This window comes from Halomonas organivorans, assembly GCF_014192055.1.
Taxonomy (GTDB): domain Bacteria; phylum Pseudomonadota; class Gammaproteobacteria; order Pseudomonadales; family Halomonadaceae; genus Halomonas; species Halomonas organivorans.
On record NZ_JACHXM010000002.1, the window covers coordinates 261250 to 282389 of the forward strand.

Genomic DNA, 21140 nt, shown 5'->3' on the forward strand with positions numbered 1-21140 from the left:
CTTACCCTTCTGGAAACGCTGCCTTCTTGGAGGTCCCACCTGGCGGGCGCGCCTGCCGGCACCGTGAGCGCTATTCTTCCACGGCCGTCGCTTCGTCGAGGCGAATGATGGTGTGAGCGTTGGTGGCGCTGGTGGCCAGGGTGTCGATCACCCCGGTGCGCAGGGCACCGAGGATGCCCACCGCCTTGGTGTTCTCGCTGGCGATGGCGATGACGTCGGGAATACGGGCCAGATCGGCAATGTTCAGGCCGACCACCCTACCCTGCATCGGCGTGGCCGATGGCCGGCCATGGATGTCGATGAAGTCGTAGCCCATCATGTCGCCCACGGTGCCGGCCAGCCGGGCTTCGGCGATCTCCTGGGGCGAGAACCAGCCCATGCGCACCATGTTGCTGTCTTCGCTGACGTCGCCGACGCCGATCAACGCGACGTCGGCGCGACGGGCCCGGTCTAGGGTCTGGCGGACCGTGGGATTGTCGTAGAGGGCATCGCGCAGCTCGGCGTTCTGCACCAGGGCGGGCGCATAGAGGGTCTCGCTGTCGCCGCCGTACTTCAGCGCCAGTCGCCGGCAGATGTGGTCCGGGTTCATGTACTCGCCGGCACGCAGCGACCCCCCGATGGCACAGACGAAGGAGCACTGGCGCTCGCCGTGATCGAAGGCGTTGTCGGCCACCGCGCCGACGTTGCGCCCCATGCCCACTGCCACGATGCTGCCGTCCTCCAGGCGCCGCGACAGGTGGTCGGCCACCAGGCTGGCCACCGAGGCGCGCTGAACATCGACGTCGCCGTTGTCCAGGGCGATCAGCGCCCGCTTTAGGCCAAAGCGGCGCTTGAGCTCCTGCTCGATCTCGGCGCTCACGGCGGGATGCTGACGCACCCGCACGTCGACGATGCCTTCCGCCTGCGCCCGCTTCAGCAGGCGCCCGACGCGCACCCGCGAGATACCCAGGCGATTGGCGATGACCTCCTGCGTCTCGCCCTCCACGTAATAGAGGGTAGCGATCTCGGTCATCAGATCGATGTCGGCATTGTCCTGGCGATCGTTCATCGAACGCGTCCCTGATGGTCGAATATCGTGGCGAAAGGCGCCATACGATAGCACATCGACCGCCGCCTGCCCGATCGTCCTCTCCTACAACTTACCGGACGGGTATCAGTGCCGTGACGCCTGATCGCCACTGCATTCCCGCTTAAAGCCGGGGGCGCTCCAGGCCGCTCTCGTATTCGCTGATCCGTGCCAGCTTGGCGACCGACGGCCCACCGGGGAAGTCGTTGGCCAGGAAGGCGTCGACGATGCTCTTGGCCAGCTCCGGACCTACCACGCGCGCGCCCAGGGTGACGATCTGGGCATCGTTGCTGGTCCTGGCCTTGGCCGCAGAATAGGTGTCATGCGCCTGGGCGGCCCGGATACCCGGCACCTTGTTGGCGGCGATCGCCACGCCGATGCCGGTACCGCATACCAGGATGCCGCGGTCGAAGTCCCCCTCGCGTATCGCCTGGGCCACCGTGACCGCCACATCAGGGTAGAGGATCGGTTCTGCATCGTAGGTGCCGAAATCCTCCACGGCATACCCCCGCGCGTGCAGATGCTCGATCAACGTTTCCTTGAGCTGGAAGCCGGCTTCGTCGCCACCGATGGCGATCCGCTGGGAAGTCGCGTTGCTGGACATGGCTGGTACCTCGCTATGGATGGGGAAATCCTGGCCCGAGCGGCACCTCGCTTGTGGCCGGGCATGACGATCAACATAACACCGCCCGTTCATTTGTAAAGACAAAGATCAAAAGAACACCACCAGACAGCCCTCATCCTTACGCCCTGGATACGGCAAAGAAGCCTAAATATCAGTAAATTAATCAGTAAAGCGCGGAAATCACGCCCTATGACGCGCCCAAGGTCACACTTACCGCACCCTCATTGGCTTGACACATTCCGCTCAAAGCCCAATCATTTGAACAAACCAAGATCAAAAACAAGCTCGTCACTGCACGACCACGCCTCAGGAGGCCCTCATGCCGACCCGACTCGACGCGCTCAAGCAGCACTCCCTGGTGGTCGCCGACACCGGCGACCTGACCGCCATCCGCCGCTACCGCCCCCAGGACGCCACCACCAACCCTTCGCTGATCCTCAAGGCCTTCGAACTCTCCGATTACCAGCCGCTGATCGACGAGGAGCTGGCGGCGATCCGTGCCGAGGGCGGCGATCGCCAGACCCAGGCCGAACACGCCGTGGACCGGCTCGCCGTAGCCATGGGCAGCGAGATCGCCCAGGTGGTGCCCGGTCGGGTGTCCACCGAGGTCGCCGCCAGGCTGTCCTTCGATACCGAAGCCAGCATCCACAAGGCCCACGAGCTGATCGAGCTCTACGAGCGGCGTGGCGTCTCGCGGGATCGCGTGCTGATCAAGCTGGCCTCCACCTGGGAAGGCATCCGCGCCGCCAAGGTGCTGGAGCGCGAAGGCATCAACTGCAACCTGACCCTGCTGTTCAGCGATGCCCAGGCCCAGGCCTGCTTCGATGCCGGCGTGTTCCTGGTCTCGCCGTTCGTCGGCCGTGTCACCGACTGGTACAAGCAGGCGACCGGTCAGGATTTCACCCCCGAGAACGATCCCGGCGTGCAGTTCGTGCGCGGCGTCTGCCAGCGCGTCGGCCAGGGCGGCTATGACACCGTGGTGATGGGTGCGAGCTTCCGCACCGTCGATCAGGTGCTGGCGCTGGCCGGCTGCCCACGGCTGACCATCTCGCCGGCGCTGCTCGAAGAGCTGGCCGCTACGCAAGGCGACGTGGCACCTGGCGTCGCCATGGAAAAATCCGGTGGCCCGCGGCCGACGCCGCTCGGCGAAGCGGAGTTCCGCTGGGGGCACAATCAGGACGCCATGGCCAACGACAAGCTGGCCGAGGGCATCCGTCGCTTCGCCGAGGACCAGCAGCGCCTCGAAGGCCTGATCGCCGACCGCCTTGCCGCCCACTGACGGAGGACGACTCACATGCCAACCCGCTTCCCACTGGCCAATGCCATTCGCGCCCTGTCCATGGATGCCGTCCAGAAGGCCAACTCCGGCCACCCCGGCGCCCCCATGGGCATGGCCGACATCGCCGAGGTGCTGTGGAACGACTACCTCCAGCACAACCCGGCCGACCCGCACTGGCCCGACCGCGACCGTTTCGTGCTCTCCAACGGCCACGGCTCCATGCTGCTCTACTCCCTGCTCCACCTGACCGGCTACGACCTCGACCTCGAGCAGCTGCAGAACTTCCGCCAGCTGCACTCGAAGACCGCCGGCCACCCCGAGTTCGGCTACGCCCCGGGCGTCGAGACCACCACTGGCCCGCTCGGCCAGGGCCTGGCCAACGCCGTGGGCATGGCCATCGCCGAGCGCACCCTGGCCGCCCAGTTCAACCGTCCCGGCCACGCCATCGTCGACCACTACACCTACTGTTTCGTCGGCGACGGCTGCCTGATGGAGGGCATCTCCCATGAGGTCAGCTCGCTGGCCGGCACCCAGCAGCTCGGCAAGCTGATCGCCTTCTACGACGACAACGGCATCTCCATCGACGGCGAGGTCGAGGGCTGGTTCACCGACGACACCGCCAAGCGCTTCGAGGCCTACGGCTGGCATGTGGTGCCCGCCGTCGACGGCCACAAGCCCGAAGAGATCAAGGCCGCCATCGAGCTGGCCCGAAGCCATGACGACAAGCCGAGCCTGATCGTCTGCAAGACCATCATCGGCTTCGGTGCGCCCAACAAGCAGGGCAAGGAAGAGTGCCACGGCGCCGCGCTGGGCGAGGACGAGGTTGCCGCGGCACGCCAGCAGCTGGACTGGCCCCACGCCCCCTTCCACGTGCCGGAAGACATCTACCAGGGCTGGGACGCCGCCGAGGCCGGCCGCAGCCGCCAGGCCAACTGGCAGGCACGCTTCGAGCGCTACGCCGAGGCCTATCCGGCGCTGGCCCGCGAGTTCCTGCGCCGCCAGAAGGGCGAGCTGCCCGCCGAGCTGACCAGCGAGGCGCTGATCGAGCAGGCCCAGGCCAAGGGCGAGTCGATCGCCAGCCGCAAGGCCTCGCTGGCCTGCCTCAACGAGCTCGGCCCGCAGCTGCCCGAGCTGCTCGGCGGCAGCGCCGACCTGGCGCCCTCCAACCTGACCTTCTGGAAGGGCGCCGAGGCGATCTCATCCGAGGCCCCGGGCGGCAACTACCTGCACTACGGCGTGCGCGAGTTCGGCATGGGCGCGATCATGAACGGCCTCGTGCTGCACGGCGGCTTCATCCCCTACGGCGCGACCTTCCTGATCTTCATGGAGTACATGCGCAACGCCGTGCGCATGGCGGCGCTGATGGGCCAGCGGGCGATCTACGTGTTCACCCACGATTCCATCGGCCTTGGCGAGGACGGCCCCACCCACCAGCCGGTGGAGCAGCTGACCACCCTGCGCTCGACCCCCAACCTGTCGACCTGGCGCCCCTGCGACGCCACCGAGACCGCCGCCGCCTGGGACGCCGCGCTCAAGCGCCAGGCCGGCCCCACCGCCCTGGTGCTGTCGCGCCAGGGGCTGCCGCACCAGGCCCGCGACAAGCAGCAGCTGGCCAACATCCAGCGCGGCGGCTACGTCTTGAAGGACGGCGACGGCACTCCGGAGCTGATCCTGATCGCCACCGGCTCCGAGGTCGGCCTGGCCATGGACGCCGCCGCCGCGCTCGGCGAGCAAGGCCGCGCGGTGCGCGTGGTGTCGATGCCGTCCACCGACGCCTTCGACGCCCAGGACGCCGCCTACCGCCAGGCCGTGCTGCCGGCGGAAGTCGGCAACCGCATCGCCATCGAGGCCGGTCATCGTGACGTCTGGTACAAGTACGTGGGCCTGAATGGCCAGGTGATCGGCATGAGCACCTTCGGCGAGTCAGGCCAGGCCGACGACCTGTTCGAGCACTTCGGCTTCACCGTGGACAACCTGGTGGCCGAAGCAGAGAAGCTGATGGCCCGACGGGCCGCCTGACAGCGACATCGGGGATCCTCGCAGCGCCGGATTCACGACGGCGAAAACGGCGAGACTGGCGGCGCAGGGCGTCGCCGAATACAATGGCGCGACCGCGAACCGGACATGGGTCGGTGACATCCGACAGGCACCGGTCCGCGGTCATTGTTCTCAGGGCGGGGTGAAAGTCCCCACCGGCGGTGATGGCCTCTTTCGCCTCAGCCCGCGAGCGCCCGGAAGGGCCGACGTGCGATTCCCCATCCACGCGGTCACGACCGGGGTCAGCAGATTCGGTGTGACTCCGAAGCCGACGGTGATAGTCCGGATGGAAGAGAACGGCACCTTAGACGGGCCAGACACGCGCTCGCGGTTCATGCCGCCTGCCCCGGCTGGCCCGACGACGGGTCCCGCATGCCCTGATTCTGGTGAGATCAACGAGGAAACCATGAATCAGTCTACCCCCAGTCAGTCCCCACGCATCGCTTTCATCCAGGCCAGCTGGCACAGCGATATCGTCGGCCAGGCCCGCGAGGCCTTCACCGCCACCCTCGCCGAAAAGCACGGCATCGTCGCCGACCAGGTCGAGGTCTTCAGCGTCGCCGGCGCCTACGAGATCCCCCTGCAGGCCAAGCTGCTGGCCGAAAGCGGGCGCTATGACGCCATCGTCGCCGCCGGGTTCGTGGTCGACGGCGGCATCTATCGCCACGACTTCGTCGCCCAGGCGGTCATCGAGGGCATGATGCGGGTTCAGCTCGACACCGAGGTGCCGGTGCTGTCGGTGGTGCTCACCCCACACCACTTCCACGAGCACGCCACCCACACGTCGTTCTTCCACGAGCACTTCGTCACCAAGGGTCGCGAGGCCGCCGAGGCCTGCGCCATGACCCTGGAGAACCACCGCCAGGCGCGTCGACTAGCCAGCTGACGCAGGCCGCCAGGCACAGCATGCCCGACGACACTGCCCGGCCTTGCGCCGGGCAGTGTCGTTTCGTGGGCATCGCCGGGACGGGGCTCAGTGTGTCGGAGAAGCATCCACAAAAAACGCCGCCGCCGGGAAACCCGGCGGCGGCGATCGAGCGCGGGCGACGCGGCAGGTCGCCCGGGGCAGCGTCAGATGTCGAGCACGAAGGGCGCGCTGTACTGATCGACATTGTCGGCGGTGACGAGGAAGCAGTCGAAGAGCTTCTTCTCGCTGGCAAGGCCGGTCTCGCCGGTGCGCACGAACTGGTCGGCCAGGCGCACCGCCTGCTCGGAGAAGATCGCTACCGGCTGCAGCACCGTGTAGGCCATCTCGCCGGCCTTGATGGCATCGATCGCATCGGGCGAGCCATCGAAGCCGCCGACCACCACGTCGTCGAGCCGGCCGGCTTCCTTGAGCGCCGCGATCGCACCGAGCGCCATCTCGTCGTTGCCGCTGATCACCCCCTGGATGCCGGGGTTGGCCTGCAGCAGGCTCTGCGTCTTGTTGTAGCCCTGGGTGCGGTCCCAGTTGGCGACGTCCACGCCGACCCGCTCCAGGCTCGGGTACTGGCTGAGCACGGTCTCGTAGCCGTTCGAGCGCGTCGCGGCGTTGTTGTCGGAGGGCGCGCCCTTGAGCTCCACGTAGTCTGCCCCATCACCGACGGTCTGGACCCACTGCTGGGCGCCGAGCGCCGCCCCCTGGGCGTTGTTGGACACCAGCTGTGCCTCGGCCAGCCCCTGCTGGTTGATCTCGGCGTTGACGATGAACACCGGGATCCCGGCATCGACGGCCTTGCGCACGGCACCGATGGAGCCATCGGCGTTGGCCGGATCGAGGATGATGGCCTCGGCCTGGTTGGTGATCGCGGTATCGATCTGGCGGCTCTCGGCGTTGGTGTCGCCCTTGTGGGAGCTGACGTTCGCCTCGTAGCCCAACTCCTCGGCCGTTTCCCGGGCGATCTTGCCCTCGGTGAACCAGTAGGGGTTGGAGTTATCGTTGACGATGATCGAGATGAGGCCCTTGTCGTCGGCCGCAGCGACACCGGCAAACAGCGGTGCACTTACGGCAAGGGCGGTGATGAGCAGGCGTTTTCCGTTCTTGAACATGTTGGACCTTCCTTACTGTTGTGGTTGTGATGCCGAAGGCTCGGCAGGGTTGGCGACAGACGGTCGCGCCGCTCAGGCCGCGACACGCTGTGGCGAGGAAGAGGAGGATGCCTTGTCGTCGGACGCCGCCGGGGGCGACGTCTTGCGGCCCTTGCGTCCCTTGTACTGGATGCTGTTGAGCAGCACGGCAAGCACGATGACGGCGCCGGTGAACACGGTCTGCCAGTAGGAGGAAACGCCGATGATCACCAGCCCGTCGGACAGGAAGCCGATCACGAAGGCGCCGAGCAGGGTGCCGCGCACGTTGCCGCGGCCGCCGGTCAGCGCCGCCCCGCCGATGACCACGCCGGCGATGGCGGTCAGTTCGTAGGTGGTACCCGCGGTCGGGCCCGCCGAGGTCAGCTGCGACGACAGCACCAGGCCAGCGATGGCGGCACAGATCCCCGACAGCACATAGACCGACACCTGGACACGCTTGACCGGCACCCCGGAAAGCTCCGCCGCCCGGGCGTTGCCGCCGGTGGAGTACACCCAGCGGCCGAAGGGGGTGCGCGACAGCGCCAGCATCGCGGCAATGGCCACGGCCGCCAGCACCAGCACGCCGACCGGCACGCCGAACAGGCGATTGAAGCCCAGCCAGTCGAAGCCGGTGTTGCCCAGCGCCTCGCTGCCGCCGAGGTTGTTGTAGGTGAGGCCGTCGGTCATCAGCAGTGCGACGCCGCGGGCCACGTAGAGCATGCCGAGAGTGGCGACGAAGGCCGGCACCTTGAAGTAGGCGATCAGCACGCCGTTGATGGCACCGACCAGGGCGCCCATGGCGCAGGTCAGGATCACCACCGCCCACACCGGCGGATAGACCACCACGCCGAAGGCCTCGAACGACACGCCCTGCATCAGGAAACCGGCGAAGACGCCTGCGAACCCGAGCGTGGAGCCCACCGAGAGGTCGATGCCGCCGGTGAGGATGACCAGCAGCATGCCGATGGACAGCAGGCCGAAGATCGCCACGTGGGACGACATGGTCAGGAAGTTGTTGGTCGAGAAGTAGACCGGCGACAGGATCGAGAAGATCAGGATGATAGCGATCAGGGCGAAGAACGCCCTGCCCTCGAGCAGCAGGCGCCCCAGGTCGAATCCGCCGCCGGCACCCGGCCGGGCGTTGCGTTGAGCTTTGCTGGCATGGGTCATTGTTATGGTCTCCGATGGTGATTGGTTCAGGCGGCCACGGCTTCGCCCGAGGCGGCCATGATCTCGGCCTTGCTGACGTCGGCGCCGAACTCGGCGGCGATCCGGCCGCGGCTCATCACCACTACCCGGTGGGCGATGCTCAGGCATTCGCCGACCTCGGACGTGGTGAAGACCACGGCCAGCCCCTGCCGCGCGCCCTCGCTGAGCAGACGGAACACCTCGGCCTTGGCGCCGATGTCGATGCCGCGGCTGGGCTCGTCGAGCAGCACGACGTCGGGATGGGTGGCCAGCATCTTGCCGATGACGACCTTCTGCTGGTTGCCGCCCGACAGCGAGCCGATCTCGGCGCCGCCACCGTCGGTCTTGATATGCACGTTGCGAATGGACTCCTCGACCACCGACTGCTCGCGGCGACGCGAAGTGAACAGCCGCCGGGTGAAGCTGCCGATACTGGCCAGCGACAGGTTCTCGCCCACCGACATGGTCTGCACGAGCCCGTCGCGCTGGCGGTCCTCCGGCACCAGCACCAGGCCCTGCTCGATGCGCTCGGCGATGCCCAGCCGCGAGACGTCACGGCCCTGGAGCAGCACGCTGCCCCCCGACAGCGGCAGGCGCCCGGCCACGCTCTCGAGAAGCTCGGTGCGCCCGGCGCCCATCAGGCCGTAGATGCAGACGATCTCGCCGGCCTTGACGTCCAGCGACAGCCGGTCGACCGCCGAACGCTCCGGCAGCGTGGCATCCGGCACGGACACCTCGCGCAGCGACAGCGCCACCTCGCCCATGACGTAGCCGGAGGGCGGCGCGCCAAGGTCGAAGCCCTCGCCGACCATGTTCGTCACGATCCACTCCAGGTCGATGTCGCGACGCGGGGCATAGGCCGTCATGGTGCCGTCGCGCAGTACCACGGCGTGGTCGGTGATGGTGAGGGCTTCCTCGAGATGGTGGGAGATGTAGACGATCGAGACGCCACGACTCTTGAGGTCGCGGATCACCCGGAACAACACCTCGACCTCTGATGCGGAGAGCGCCGAGGTCGGCTCGTCCATGATCAGGATGCGCGAGTTGGCCGACAGCGCCCGGGCGATCTCGACGATCTGCTGCTGCCCCAGGCGCAGTTCCTCCACCGGCGTGCGCGGATCGATGGGCTCGTCCAGTTCTTCCATCAACAAGCGCGTCTGACGCTCCTCCTCGGCGTAGTCGATACCGGTCGGCCCGCCCAGCTCGCGCCCCATGAAGATGTTGTCGCGCACGCTGAGATTGGGGGCGAGGCTCAGCTCCTGGTGGATGATCGAGATGCCCAGGCGCTGCGCCTCGGTCGTGGAGGCGACGCTCACCGGGCGACCGTCGAGGTGGATCTCGCCGGAGGTCGGCTGCAGCACCCCCGACAGGATCTTCATCAGCGTCGACTTGCCGGCGCCGTTCTCGCCGAACAGGGTAGTGACCTGGCCACGGTGGATATCGAAGTGCACCGATTTCAGGGCATGGACGTTGCCGAAGGACTTGGCGATATGACGCGCCGAGAGGATGACCTCGTCGGTGCCGTCTTGTTCTTGAAGTGTCGCGTTCATGGCATGCTCATCCGTCATTCAAGGGGGGGGCCGGCTCACTGCACGCTCAGGCTGACCGGCGTCACGAGCCAGTTGCTCGGGTTGATCAGCTTGAAGGCTCCGGTGACCGTGATGGTCCGTCCGGACAGCGTCTCGGCGTCGATCCCCGACAGCACCTGCGCCTTCATCGCATCGTTGATCGCCGCGCCGGCGTTCTGGTACTCGATCTGGTTGGTGAACTGGCCGAACTGGATGTTGCCGGTGGCATCCCGCAGATCGGTGCCGTTGATCGCCGGCCCGGTCTGGACCCGGATCGTCAGGTCGTCGGGAAGCCCCTCGACCTCGACCGGATAGATCCCGGCCTTGCCCTCCCCGACCACGCCGGAAAAGCGCACCGGCATCACCGGCCCGATGCCGGCCCCCACGCCGAAGCGCTCACCGGCCGCCGCCTTGTCCTCGGCGATCGCGGCCGCCAGCTCATCGGCCGAGACGGCCCGCTCCTCGACGCTGTCCCGCACCAGCGGGAACTGCTCCGCGCCGAAGCGCTCGGCCGAGAAGCCGTCATCGGCGACGTCGTCCTGGGAGCCGATCGTCACGACCGTGGTATCCAGGGCCATGGCGCCGAGCAGGACGATCGCCACGCCGATGGCCGCGATCAGGCCTCGCCCCTTGCCGGGACGCGACGGCGATATGGCATTGGTTGACGCACTCATGATGAAAGACCTCGCCGTTGTAAAACGTTGTTGTAAGACATTGTTGTAAAACGTCGTTGTATGAAGTTGTCGTCGTCCGTTCTGCGCCAGCGCATGCGACGTGCCGGCCTCAGGAGGCGGCGACGCGGTCGACACCGGCGGCGGTGCTGGCACTCGCGTGCGAGCTGACCTCGCGCGCCACCCAGGCCTCGACTCGCTCGACCTCCGCCTGGCTCATGACCAGGTAGAGCTTGGTGCGTCGCTCGAGGATGTCGGCGGCGCTGCGCGCCCATTCGTGATCCACCAGATAGCGCGCCTCGACGGCGTAGAGATCGGCCCCCAGGTGCTCGCCAAGGTCCGCGTAGTCCCGGGCATCGCCGAGGATCCCGCGGGCAAGGGTGCCGTAGAGGCGGGCGTAGCGGGTGGCGGTATCTGCCTCGAGCCAGGGGTAGTCGCGCTGGAGGCCCTTGAGGAAGGCCTCGAAGTCGGCGCCCGGCATGTCGCCGCCGGGCAGCGGCGCGGTCTCGTTCCAGGTCTTGCCCATGTCCGGAAAGTAGGACGCGAGCTTTTCCAGGCCGTGCTCGGCCAGCTTGCGGTAGGTGGTGATCTTGCCGCCGAACACCGACAGCAGCGGCGCCTTGCCGTCGTCGTCGGAAACGTCGAACACGTAGTCGCGGGTCACCGCCGAGGGATTGTCCTGGGCATCGTCGAACAGCGGGCGGATCCCGGAGAAGCTGGTCAGGACATCGTCCCGGGTATAGGGGGTCGCGAAGTAGCGATTGACCACGCCGAGCAGGTAGTCGACCTCGCCCTGATCGATCGCCACCCGGTCCGGATCGCCCTCGTAGACGATGTCGGTGGTGCCCACCAACAGCTTGTCGCCCTCGTAGGGATTGACGAAGATCACCCGCTTGTCGTCGTTCTGCAGCAGGTAGGAGTTGGCGGTGGCGTAGCGCTTGGGCAGCACGATGTGGCTGCCCTTGACCAGCTTGACCCGGTCCTTGCCGCCCTGCTCGAACGCCCCCTTGAGCACCTTGTCCACCCAGGGTCCGGCGGCGTTGATCACCGCCCTGGCGGCCAGCGAACGGACTTCGCCGCTGCCAGTGTCGGTGAGCTCGACCTCCCAGCGGTCGGCCCGCCGGGTCGCCCTGGTGCAGGCGGCGCGCGTGTAGACATCGGCGCCGAGGCGCGCGGCGTCGAGCGCGTTGAGGATGACCAGGCGGGCATCGTCGACCCAGCAATCGGCGTATTCGAAGCCCTTGGGATAGGCGTCCTTGATCGCCTCGCCCTCCGGGCAGCGGCGCAGGTCGAGACCGCGGCTGCCGGGCAGCAGGTCGTCCTTGCCGCCCAGGTGGTCGTAGAGGAACAGCCCGGCGCGCACCAGCCAGGCCGGGCGCTGCTCGGGGCTGTGGGGCAGCACGAAACGCATCGGCCAGATGATGTGCGGCGCCTTCTTGAGCATCACGCTGCGCTCCTTGAGCGCCTCGCGCACCAGGCGAAACTCGTAGTACTCCAGATAGCGCAGGCCGCCGTGGATCAGCTTGCCGCTGCGCGACGAGGTGCCTTGGGCCAGGTCGTCCTTCTCGCACAGCGCGACGGACAGGCCACGGCCGGCGGCGTCGCGGGCGAAGCCGGCGCCGTTGATGCCGGCCCCGATGATCAGCAGGTCATAGAGCGGGCGCTCGTCGCGCGGGCGGGACTGGGCGGGGGAATCGGACATGCCGTCTGCCTCCGTGGGGAAATGTCGTGGACCGCTTCAGCTCTCGGCGTTGACACGCTCGAGATGGCGCCAGAAGCCGTCGGAATTGGTATGGGAACGGCGGTAGACGCCGAACAGCCGCTCATAGAGGTTCTGCAGCGCGGGATCCGGCGCCACGCACTCCTCGGCCAGGAAGGGCGTCACCCAGGTCCGGCAGGCCTCGGCCAGGTCGCGGTGATGTCCCAGGCACAGGCTCGCCACCATGGCGGCGCCGGCGGCGCCGGTTTCGCTCCGCGTCAGGGTGCGCACCGGCACGCCCATCACCGAGGCGAGGATGGTGCACAGCGTGCGGCTCTGGGCGGCGCCGCCGGTCAGCCGCAGCTCCTCCGGATGGGCCTCGAGGGCGTGGTAGCAGTCGCGGGCGGCGAAGGCGACGCCCTCGTAGATGGCCCGCGCCATGTGCAGGTGGTTGACCTCGGTGGACAGCCCCAGGAACTGGGCCCGGGCCCGGGGATTGAAGAAGGGGCCGCGCTCGCCGTTGGCGCAGATGAAGGGGTGATAGATGAGTCGCCCCGGCGGGGTGTCGGCCAGCGCCGCATCGAGCCGAGGCAGCAGGCCATCGGCGGCGAGTGGCGCTTCGCCCAGCGCCTCTAGCATCTGGTTGAGACCCTTGATGAACCACTCCAGGTTGAGGGTCGCGGCCATGTTGGAGCACAGCTGGACCCAGGTGTCGGGCGCCACGCACGGCATGGTGTAGCAGGACTGATTGCTGAGCACGATGTCTCGCGGGTCCTCGCGCACACACAGGTGGGCACCGGTGGTGCCGATGATGCTGCAGGCTACCCGCTTGCCGGGCTCATAGACGCCGGCGCCGAGGCCGGTGGCCAGCATGTCCACCGGCGCCAGCACCACCGGCGTGCCCTCGGCCACGCCGATCTCGCGGGCCACCGCGGCGTCGAGGGCGCCGTGCTCGCGGCTGCCGTCGACGATCCGCGGCAGCCGGTCGCGGTATCCGGCCAGGCCGAAGGCCTCGAGCACCGAGTCCGAGTACTCGCCGCTGCGAAAGTCGCCGTAGGTCCACAGCGCCTCGGCCGGGTCGGTGGCGCGGTCGCCGGTCAGGCAGAAGTACAGCCAGTCCTTGCAGTGGAAGACGGTGGCCGCGGCCTCGAGGCGCTCGGGGGCATGGCGCTCGAGCCAGCTCAGCTGGCCGCTCTGGATCGACTGGTTGAGCCCGGTCCCGGTGCGACGATAGGCCTCGGGTCCGGTGCGGGTCGCCCGCCAGTGGGAGACGATGTCGCTGGCGCGACTGTCGAGCCACAGCAGGGCATTGCCCACGGGGCGCCCCTCGGCGTCGATCATCCAGGTGCCGTCGCCCTGGCCGGTCACCGCGATGGCGGCCAGGCGCGAGACGAGCGCGGGATGCTCGGCGAACAGGCGCTGGAGCGTGGTCCGGGCCGCGGCCCAGGTGTCCGGCAGGCTCTGTTCGACGCCACCATCCGGGCGGTTCTCGAGGCGATTCTCGCACTGGGACTTGGCCAGTTCGCGGCCCTGGCGATCGAAGGCCACGGCCTTGATCACCGAAGTGCCGGCATCCAGGCCGACGATGACCTCATCCTGCATGGCACACCTCCCGGGCGGGGACGGTGGCGAGACGCACGCGGGCGTCGTCGTGGGTCGAGCTCGACATGATGTTGTCTCTTGTTGTGAGCTGGCGAGCGGCACGGCGATGCGGTGCCGCCTGGTACCTCGCGGAAGATCGTCGGGCCCGGCGGCGTTCGTCTCGCCTGAGGGCCATGCGCGTCTTCCGTCGTTATCGTTGTCGTGGCGTGTCTCGGCTGACGGCCGCGGTGGCCTAGCTACTCTCCTGGTCGAGCCGGTCCAGCACCGCGCGGGCGACGACCTCGTCGGTGATCAGCCCCTTGAGCAGCCCGCTGCGCAGCACCGAGAGGGTCGCGCTGACCTTCTCCTCGCCGCCGGCGACGGCCACGATGTGATGGTCACGCAACTGCTCGAGGCCGAGCCCCAGGGTGCGGGCGTTGATCTCGCAGTCCACCCGGTTGCCGTGGGCATCCAGGAACTGGCCCAGCAGTTCGGCCTCGGCGCCGGCGTCGCGCAGCCGGCGGGCGTCCTCGGCGTCGAGCTCGCCGAGCTCCATCAGCAGCGAATGGCCCTGCGACGGCACCGCGCCCAGCCCCACCATGGTCAGGTCGGCGGACGTGGCGATATTGATGACGTCCTGCACGCTGCGCTGCTCCATCAGCACGCGCTTGTGCTCGGCGGTGTCGGCGAACAGCGGCACCGGCAGCAGGTAGCCCTCGCCGCCGGTCTTGTCGACCAGGCGATGGATGACGTCGTAGGGGTTCAGGGCCATCTTGCGCACCACGCTGCCCAGCACCGGGACCATCTTGAGCCGGGGGCAGTCCATCTGCGGCAGGCAGTTGACCATCTCCGACAGGCTTCGGCCCCAGCCCAGCCCGAGCACCTCGACACTCTTGGCATCCAGCCGGCTCTTCAGGTAGTAGGCCGCAGCCATGCCCAGATTGGCGGCGGGGTTGACGCCCTCCTCCGCCGGCATCGCCGGCACCACCGAGCAGGTCTCGAGGTTCATGCGCCGCTTGAGCTCGTCTTCCAGGGTCAGCAACGCTTCGGGCGAGCCCTTGATGAACACCTGGACGGCGCCCATTTCGTGGGCCGCAGCGATCAGCCGGTGCACCTTCATGCGCGACACCATCAGGCGATCGGCGATCTGCGCCTGGGTATAGCCCCCCACATAGGACAGCCAGGCCGCTCTCAGGGCCAGGTCGCTCTCGCTATGGCTGGGCGGGGTGTTTTTCATGGTGGTCTCCGGCTTTGATATTTTGTTCATGCGTTGTTAAAAATAACGCTAGGGTAGGTTATCGAGCCTGTCAAGACGTTCCGTCGATGCGCGATATCGACCTCGACAGCCTCACCATGACGGGCCGCAAGGCGCCAGGAAGCGGTGCCCCAGGCCCCACCAACAACGACAAGGCAGGAGGTCAGCGTGCTCAAGCTCGCCGCCAATCTGACGTTCATGTTCACCGAAGTGCCCTTCCTGGAGCGCTTCGCCCGTGCCCGCACCGCGGGCTTTCGCTACGTGGAGTTCCACAACCCCTATCCGTTCTGCGAGCGCCCCGAGGCGATTCGCGAGGCCGCCGATCGGGCCGGCGTGTCGATCATTCACTTCAATCTGCCGGGCGGCGACTGGGAGGCCGGCGAGCGCGGCATCGCCGTACTGCCGGATCGCCGCGACGAGTTCTTTCGCGGGCTAGACGCCACCATCGAGATCGCCGGGAAGCTCGGCTGCGGCCAGCTCAACTGCCCGCTGGGCTACCCGCGCGAGGGCTTGGCGCCTGAGCGCCAGCGCCAGACGCTGATCGACAACCTGCGCCTTGCTGCCGAGGCCACCGCCCAGGCCGGCATCCGCCTGCTGGTGGAGCCGCTCAATCCCATCACCCACCCCGGCTACCCGCTGGTCAACACCGCCCAGGCGGCGGCCCTTCTGGACGCAGTCGAACATCCCAACCTGTTGATCCAGTACGACTTCTATCAGATGCAGCGCTCGGAGGGAGAGCTCGTCGAAACGCTGCGCCACTACCTGGATCGCATCGGCTTCATCCAACTGGCCGACAACCCGGGGCGCCACGAGCCGGGCACCGGGGAGATCAACTACCGCTTCCTGTTCGCCGAGCTGGAGCGCCTGGCCTTCGACCGCTTCATCTCGCTGGAGTACAGCCCCAGTGCCGGGACCGAAGCCTCGCTGGCCTGGATCCGCGACTACGACATCCGCCACGCCTGATGCCCACCGAGATCGACGACACCGACCGACCACAAGACCGACCACAAGACCGACCACATGAGAGGACGCCCGACATGACCATGCCATTCTGGGTAGGCACCAGTTGGAAGATGAACAAGACGCTGGGTGAGGCCGCCGACTACTGCGCCGCCCTGCAGGACGCCGACGTACTGCGCGACTCGCGGCTGCAGGGCTTCGTGATTCCCCCCTTCACCGCGCTCGGCGAGGTATGCCGGGCGCTGGCCGACACGCCGGTGATGGTCGGCGCCCAGAACATGCACTGGGCCGATGACGGCGCCTACACCGGGGAGATATCGCCGCCGATGGTCCGGGACTGCGGCGCCGACATCGTCGAGTTGGGGCACTCCGAGCGACGCCAGTACTTCAACGAGACCGACAGCGCGGTCAGCCGCAAGGTTCGAGCCGCCCTGGCCCAAGGGCTGCGTCCGCTGATCTGCGTCGGCGAGACCGCGGAGGAGAAAGCCCAGGGCGTGGCCGCCGATACCGTGATCCGCCAGTGCCGGATCGCCCTCAGCGAGGTGTCCGCCGAGGCGCTGGACCGGGTGCTGATCGCCTACGAGCCGGTATGGGCCATCGGCGAACACGGCACACCCGCCACGGCCGAGGATGCCGGCTGGATGCATCGCCGGATTCGCGAGGCGCTGCCGAACACGCCCCAGGGCGCGCCGCTGCCGGTGCTCTACGGCGGCAGCGTCAACCCGGAAAACTGCGCGGAGCTCGCCTCACTGCCCGAGGTCGCCGGCCTGTTCATCGGGCGCAGTGCCTGGCAGCCGGAGGGGCTTTGCGATATCGCCACGCGCGTCCTGGCGACACGCCAAACGCTCTGAGGCGTTTCCTGGCGGTGGGACGCAAGGTGACGCGCCGGTGACGGCACTCGCCTCTGTCGACGGAGCCGTCCGTCGGGCGAGGGCGAGATCCTCCGCACCCTGCCGGGTCGCCCTCCCTTGCTGAATCTCATGAAATCAGCAGCCTATGGGCGGCCAACAGGTATGCCGACTCGCCGTTTCATTGATGCGTGTCAACGGCGTTTCCAGGGCACCGCGCTAGCCTGCAGACATGCGGGTTCCGCCCGGTAGGCCAGGCCCGCATCCGCCCTGCACCGCGGGCCGAGCCCGCCAGGAGACACCTTCATGCCACGTTGCAGACTGCGGCGTCACGCCCTTGGCGCCATACTCGTCGCCGCCTTCTCCAGCCCCGCCGCCTTTGCCCATGGTGGAGCCGACTACGGTCCCGGCATGGGCCCGGGCATGATGGGGGGCTACGGTCACGGCATGGGTCCCGGCATGATGGGGGGCTACGGCCCAGGCATGGGCCCCGATACCTGGTCGCTGTTCAACGAAGATCAACGCCAGCGCGCCAGAGCGTTGATGGACGACTTCCATCAGCGCCAATGTGAGCACGGGGGAGAGATGATGGTCCTCCAGCAGGATCTGATGACCCAGCTCTACGCCGACGAGAAGCGCGATCCCCAGGCCCTCGCCGACACGCAATCCCGGCTGGCCGAACTGCAGCGACAGATGTGGCAGGAGCACCGCCAGCTCCAGCAATCGCTGTTCGAACTCCTCGACGAAGAGCAACGGCGCAGGCTTGCTCCCCGTCCCACCCAGTGAACGCGGAGACAGACCATGGCCGCCCGCCGGGCGATGCCCGGCCCGAGGCCGGCTTCTCGCAGGGGTGCGACCGACGGCCGAAAGCCGCCAGGCCGCTCCCTGGATGACGTTGCAGAGCGGACTATCCTGTTAGTCAGGGAGACACGCATGCCAAGCAGGGAGACACGGTAATCCGATGGGTCGGCCCTGGGGGCCGAAGGAGTGCACGTCATGGCCATGCCGATGACGATACGGGAGTATCTCCGCGCCTGTGATATCGACTACGAGGAGGTTCCCCATCCACGCGAAGTTTCCACCAGCCGCATCGCCCAGATATCGCACATCGGCGGCAGCCAGCTGGCCAAGGCGATCATGCTGCACGGCGACCAGGGCTATCGCGTCGCCGTGGTGCCCAGCACCTGCGATGCGGATCTGGAGAAACTCTCGCAGATGTTCCACGAGAAGCTCGAACTGGCTAGCGAGGAGGAGATTCAGCACGAGTTCAGCGACTGCGACCCCGGCGCGACGATCGCCGTGGGCCAGGCCTATGGCCTCAAGGTCTATCTCGACGACCAGTTACGCCACCAGCCGGACATCTACTTCGATGCCGGCGACCACGAAACGCTGGTGCACATGAGCGGCAACGAGTTCGACCGTCTGATGGCCGAAAGCCGACACGGCGCTTTCAGTCGCCCCCACTGAGCCCTGGCCGGGTTCACCACCGCTCGGCCACGCCTCGTCGCGTGGCCGAGCGCTGTCAGGGCATCGCCGGCATGCCTTCAGGCATCGCGTGGGGGGCGTACATACTTGATGAACGGCGTCAGCGCACCAACGCGTTCGTACAGCTGCCGGGCCTCGCGATTGAAGTCCTGGGTCATCCAGTAGACATCGGGCGCCCCGTCTTCGCTGGCCTGGGCGTAGACCCGCTCGATCAGTTGCCGCCCCAGGCGCCGCCCGCGATAGCGGGAGTCGACGAACAGGTCCTGGAGATAGCAGACCGAGGTCAGCTTCCAGCAGTGGGCGTGATACAGGTAGTGGACGAGCCCGGCGAGCACCGGGGCATCAGGCTCCCCCTCCCCCGGCACCTCGACCACGAAGCCGCTCGGCTCGCCGGGCCCCGGGGTCAGCAGGCGGGCGAAGGTGTTGTCATATACCGCCTCCGGCAGCTCGGTGCCGTAGAAGGTCAGATAGTCTTGCCACAGGCGGGCCCACTCCGGCTTGTCGCTCATCTGGAGCGGACGGATCAGGAGGTCGTCGTCGGACATGCGGTCTTCCCAGTCAGTATTCCCATAGTGTGCGGGGTCATGATGGGGCCGGGCCCCGGGCCCCGACAACCGGCTCGATCAGCATGTCTCGAGCAGCAGGTTGCGAGGCGTCAGCTCTCGCGTGCAGAAGGTACCGAGGCGCACCCGCTGGCCGGCTTCCACCAGTCGCCAGGCGCGATCCAGCCCCAGCCAGACCTCCAGCGGGCGACGATAAAGATGGCGCACCAGCTCCAGGCGCGAGACCTCGGCCAGGCGCCGCCAGCCCGCCGTCTCATAGGCCGCCCAGTCGAGCGTGGCCGGCAGCGCGACGCCCTTGCGCTCGGCCGCCCAGCGGCAGAAGCCGGCAAAGTCATCGGGCAACCGGCCATAGGCGAGGCTCGGCACCGGCAGGTAGGCGTCATCGCCACGCACTTCGCGCTGCAGTCGGTCGAAGCCCAGCCGCCAGGCATTGGCGCGCTGCCGGTGGCGGCGCACGCCCTGCGGTGCGGTCACCGTCTCCTGCACCGCCATGGCCAGATCCTCGCGGCACAGCGCCAGGCCGTGCTCGGCCATCAGCGCGCGTCCGCGACGCGACAGCGCGAGATACTCGCTGGCCTCGGTACGGTGATAGCAGCAGGGCGCCAGGCTCACCGCCGCGCCGCGCTCGGCGGCCAGCTCGAGCAGCCGGGCATGCAGGTCGCCGCAGGCGTGCAGCGCCGTCACCCGCCGCCCGGGTTCCAGCCAATCTCCGGCGTCGTCGGCCAGCACGTCCTGCCGGTGTAACCGCACCGGCTGCGCCTGCCGCTCGGCTAGCGCCTGGCCCGCCTCGCACAGCGCCGCCTGCCACTCCAGGCCCGTCACCGGGCGGCCATGCAGCCGCGCCAGGGTGCGTGACAGGTGGCCCTTGCCGGCACACCACTCCACCAGCGACTCGCCCTCGGCGGGCGCCACGCAACCGGCGAAGGCCTGGAGCTGACGCCACTTGCGCGCCCCGATGCCCTCGCCCCAGGCCTCGGGCAGCGCAGCGCCACCTGCCGACAGATCCGGCAGGGCCGCGGCCTCGGCAAGCTCGGCTACCGGCAGCCAGGCCGCCAGCGGCGACGCCTCGAAGGGCGCCGCCTGGAGCCGCTCGACCGCGTCGTCGGGCAGCGCCAGCAGCGCCTCGGCGAGCCCCGGGGCATGCTTTCCCCAGGGCGTGGCACGGTGCTGGAACGGCAGCGGTCGCCACAGCGGCTGGCCGTCGGCCAGCAGGCGGGTGAGCGCGACGAAGCGGGCCTCGAGGTCCGGCTCAGATGGCATTGCGCAGGCCCAGCTCGTAGGGATGCGGGGCGAGATAGGACTGGGCACGGATGTAGTCGGAGCCGTGGCGCTTGAGATAGTGATTGAGCAGCCGCATGGGCACCGCCAGGGGCACCTGCTGGAGGCGATACTCCTCCACCACGGCCAGCAGGTCCTGGCGGGTCTCGCCATCCAGGGCGCGCTTGAGATAGCCCATCACGTGCATCAAGGCGTTGGTGTGGGACTTGCGGGTGGCCGGCCGCGACAGCGCCGCCATGAAGCGCTGCAGGTAGTGGGCCATGGCCTCCTCCACCGGCACCTGGTGGGCCTCGGCCAGGTAGCGGCCCAGCTCGCGATAGGTCTCCACCCGATGCGCCATGAGCAGGAACTTCTGGCGGCTGTGGAACTGCAGCAGGGCATGATGGCTGGGCGCCGGTTCGACGCTGCGCTTCCAGTCGTCCAGGGCATAGATGCGGGTGATGAAGTTCTCGCGCAGCACCGGGTCGTTGAGCCGAGCTTCCTCCTCCAGCGGCAGTTCCGGAAAGCCGCGGCGCAAGGCACGCACGAAGGCGCCCGAATCGGCATGGCTGGGCATGCCGTTGGGATGATAGACCTTGACCCGCTCGAGCCCGCAGCTGGGCGAGCCTTTCATCAAGATGAAGCCACGCAGGTGGCGGTGCGCCTCGATGAAGGTCTCGCTTACCTCTTCCAATCTCTCGGTGACGTCCAGCGTCTCGTCGACGGTGCCCTTGACGCGGGGCGTCTCGCCGCTCTTCCCGACCAGGCGGATCGGCTCGCGGGGCACGCCCAGCCCGGCCGCCAGCTCCGGGCAGAAGGGCTCGAACGCGAAGCGCTCCGCGAGCACCTGTAGACAGTAGCGCGACCGCTTGTGACCGCCGTTGTAGCGCACCTCCTGGCCGGTCAGGCAGGCGCTGATGCCGACCGGGATGCCGTGCTGTGATTGCTGCGCCATGCCAAGCGCTCCTGTGCCAGTGACTGCCATGCGCACAGGATAACGCCGGGCGCCTGG

Annotated in this window: 19 protein-coding genes and 1 riboswitch; of the genes, 7 read left to right on the forward strand and 12 right to left on the reverse strand. The window is 68.0% G+C overall.

Translation table 11 applies throughout. The features are described 5' to 3' along the window. Positions 1-70: 70 nt before the first annotated feature. Positions 71-1048: a sugar-binding transcriptional regulator gene (locus FHR96_RS03880; protein WP_183386341.1), complete on the reverse strand. Its 978-nt coding sequence runs from the start codon at positions 1046-1048 to the stop codon at positions 71-73. A gap of 142 nt (positions 1049-1190) precedes the next feature. Further along, complete coding sequence (gene rpiB, locus FHR96_RS03885; RefSeq protein ID WP_183386342.1) at positions 1191-1670, reverse strand: ribose 5-phosphate isomerase B; 480 nt, start codon at positions 1668-1670, stop codon at positions 1191-1193. 340 nt (positions 1671-2010) lie between these two features. Between rpiB and tal the strand changes: the two genes are divergently transcribed. The 3 genes from tal to FHR96_RS03900 all read left to right on the forward strand — a co-directional run bounded on the left by tal (position 2011) and on the right by FHR96_RS03900 (position 5893). Beyond that, positions 2011-2970, forward strand: a complete 960-nt coding sequence (gene tal, locus FHR96_RS03890; protein WP_183386343.1) for a transaldolase — start codon at positions 2011-2013, stop codon at positions 2968-2970. A gap of 15 nt (positions 2971-2985) precedes the next feature. Next, positions 2986-4989, forward strand: a complete 2004-nt coding sequence (gene tkt, locus FHR96_RS03895; RefSeq protein WP_183386344.1) for a transketolase — start codon at positions 2986-2988, stop codon at positions 4987-4989. 142 nt (positions 4990-5131) lie between these two features. Beyond that, positions 5132-5309: riboswitch (FMN riboswitch) on the forward strand. A gap of 104 nt (positions 5310-5413) precedes the next feature. Further along, complete coding sequence (locus tag FHR96_RS03900; RefSeq protein ID WP_183386345.1) at positions 5414-5893, forward strand: 6,7-dimethyl-8-ribityllumazine synthase; 480 nt, start codon at positions 5414-5416, stop codon at positions 5891-5893. A 185-nt stretch (positions 5894-6078) separates the two neighbouring features. Here FHR96_RS03900 and FHR96_RS03905 read toward each other — a convergent pair whose 3' ends face one another. From FHR96_RS03905 to FHR96_RS03935, 7 genes are all read right to left on the reverse strand, one after another. After that, positions 6079-7035, reverse strand: coding sequence for a D-ribose ABC transporter substrate-binding protein (locus FHR96_RS03905; RefSeq protein ID WP_183386346.1), 957 nt, complete (start codon positions 7033-7035; stop codon positions 6079-6081). A 72-nt stretch (positions 7036-7107) separates the two neighbouring features. Next, positions 7108-8223, reverse strand: coding sequence for an ABC transporter permease (locus FHR96_RS03910; protein ID WP_183386347.1), 1116 nt, complete (start codon positions 8221-8223; stop codon positions 7108-7110). Between the two features lie 26 nt (positions 8224-8249). After that, entirely contained in the window at positions 8250-9791 is a 1542-nt protein-coding gene (locus FHR96_RS03915; RefSeq protein ID WP_183386348.1) for a sugar ABC transporter ATP-binding protein, read from the reverse strand. Between the two features lie 35 nt (positions 9792-9826). Continuing rightward, positions 9827-10483: a DUF2291 family protein gene (locus FHR96_RS03920; RefSeq protein ID WP_183386349.1), complete on the reverse strand. Its 657-nt coding sequence runs from the start codon at positions 10481-10483 to the stop codon at positions 9827-9829. Positions 10484-10592: 109 nt separating this feature from the next. Further along, a complete protein-coding gene (locus FHR96_RS03925) occupies positions 10593-12182 on the reverse strand; it encodes a glycerol-3-phosphate dehydrogenase (protein WP_183386350.1) in 1590 nt (529 codons plus the stop codon). Positions 12183-12218: 36 nt separating this feature from the next. Continuing rightward, a complete protein-coding gene (locus FHR96_RS03930; RefSeq protein WP_183386351.1) occupies positions 12219-13781 on the reverse strand; it encodes an FGGY-family carbohydrate kinase in 1563 nt (520 codons plus the stop codon). A 232-nt stretch (positions 13782-14013) separates the two neighbouring features. Then, positions 14014-14997, reverse strand: coding sequence for a sugar-binding transcriptional regulator (locus tag FHR96_RS03935; protein WP_183386352.1), 984 nt, complete (start codon positions 14995-14997; stop codon positions 14014-14016). A 186-nt stretch (positions 14998-15183) separates the two neighbouring features. Here FHR96_RS03935 and FHR96_RS03940 point away from each other — a divergent pair, with 186 nt between their 5' ends. The 4 genes from FHR96_RS03940 (at position 15184) to FHR96_RS03955 (ending at position 18290) form a co-directional block, all read left to right on the forward strand. Then, on the forward strand, positions 15184-15978 hold the full coding sequence (locus tag FHR96_RS03940; protein ID WP_183386353.1) for a TIM barrel protein: 795 nt from the start codon (positions 15184-15186) through the stop codon (positions 15976-15978). Between the two features lie 74 nt (positions 15979-16052). After that, positions 16053-16826 (forward strand): triose-phosphate isomerase, encoded by a 774-nt coding sequence (locus tag FHR96_RS03945; RefSeq protein ID WP_183386354.1) that lies wholly within the window; start codon positions 16053-16055, stop codon positions 16824-16826. A gap of 303 nt (positions 16827-17129) precedes the next feature. Continuing rightward, on the forward strand, positions 17130-17609 hold the full coding sequence (locus tag FHR96_RS03950; RefSeq protein ID WP_183386355.1) for a hypothetical protein: 480 nt from the start codon (positions 17130-17132) through the stop codon (positions 17607-17609). Positions 17610-17819: 210 nt separating this feature from the next. After that, positions 17820-18290 carry an aminoacyl-tRNA deacylase gene (locus FHR96_RS03955; protein ID WP_183386356.1) on the forward strand — a complete coding sequence of 157 codons (471 nt, stop codon included), beginning with the start codon at positions 17820-17822 and terminating at the stop codon, positions 18288-18290. A 77-nt stretch (positions 18291-18367) separates the two neighbouring features. On the opposite strand, the gene FHR96_RS03960 is transcribed toward FHR96_RS03955, so the two are convergent. The 3 genes from FHR96_RS03960 to FHR96_RS03970 form a co-directional block, all read right to left on the reverse strand. After that, entirely contained in the window at positions 18368-18853 is a 486-nt protein-coding gene (locus FHR96_RS03960) for a GNAT family N-acetyltransferase (protein ID WP_183386357.1), read from the reverse strand. Positions 18854-18931: 78 nt separating this feature from the next. After that, entirely contained in the window at positions 18932-20131 is a 1200-nt protein-coding gene (locus FHR96_RS03965; RefSeq protein ID WP_183386358.1) for a methyltransferase, read from the reverse strand. After that, complete coding sequence (locus FHR96_RS03970; protein WP_183386359.1) at positions 20121-21083, reverse strand: YbgA family protein; 963 nt, start codon at positions 21081-21083, stop codon at positions 20121-20123. The genes FHR96_RS03965 and FHR96_RS03970 overlap by 11 nt, the downstream gene beginning before the upstream one ends. Positions 21084-21140 lie beyond the last annotated feature (57 nt).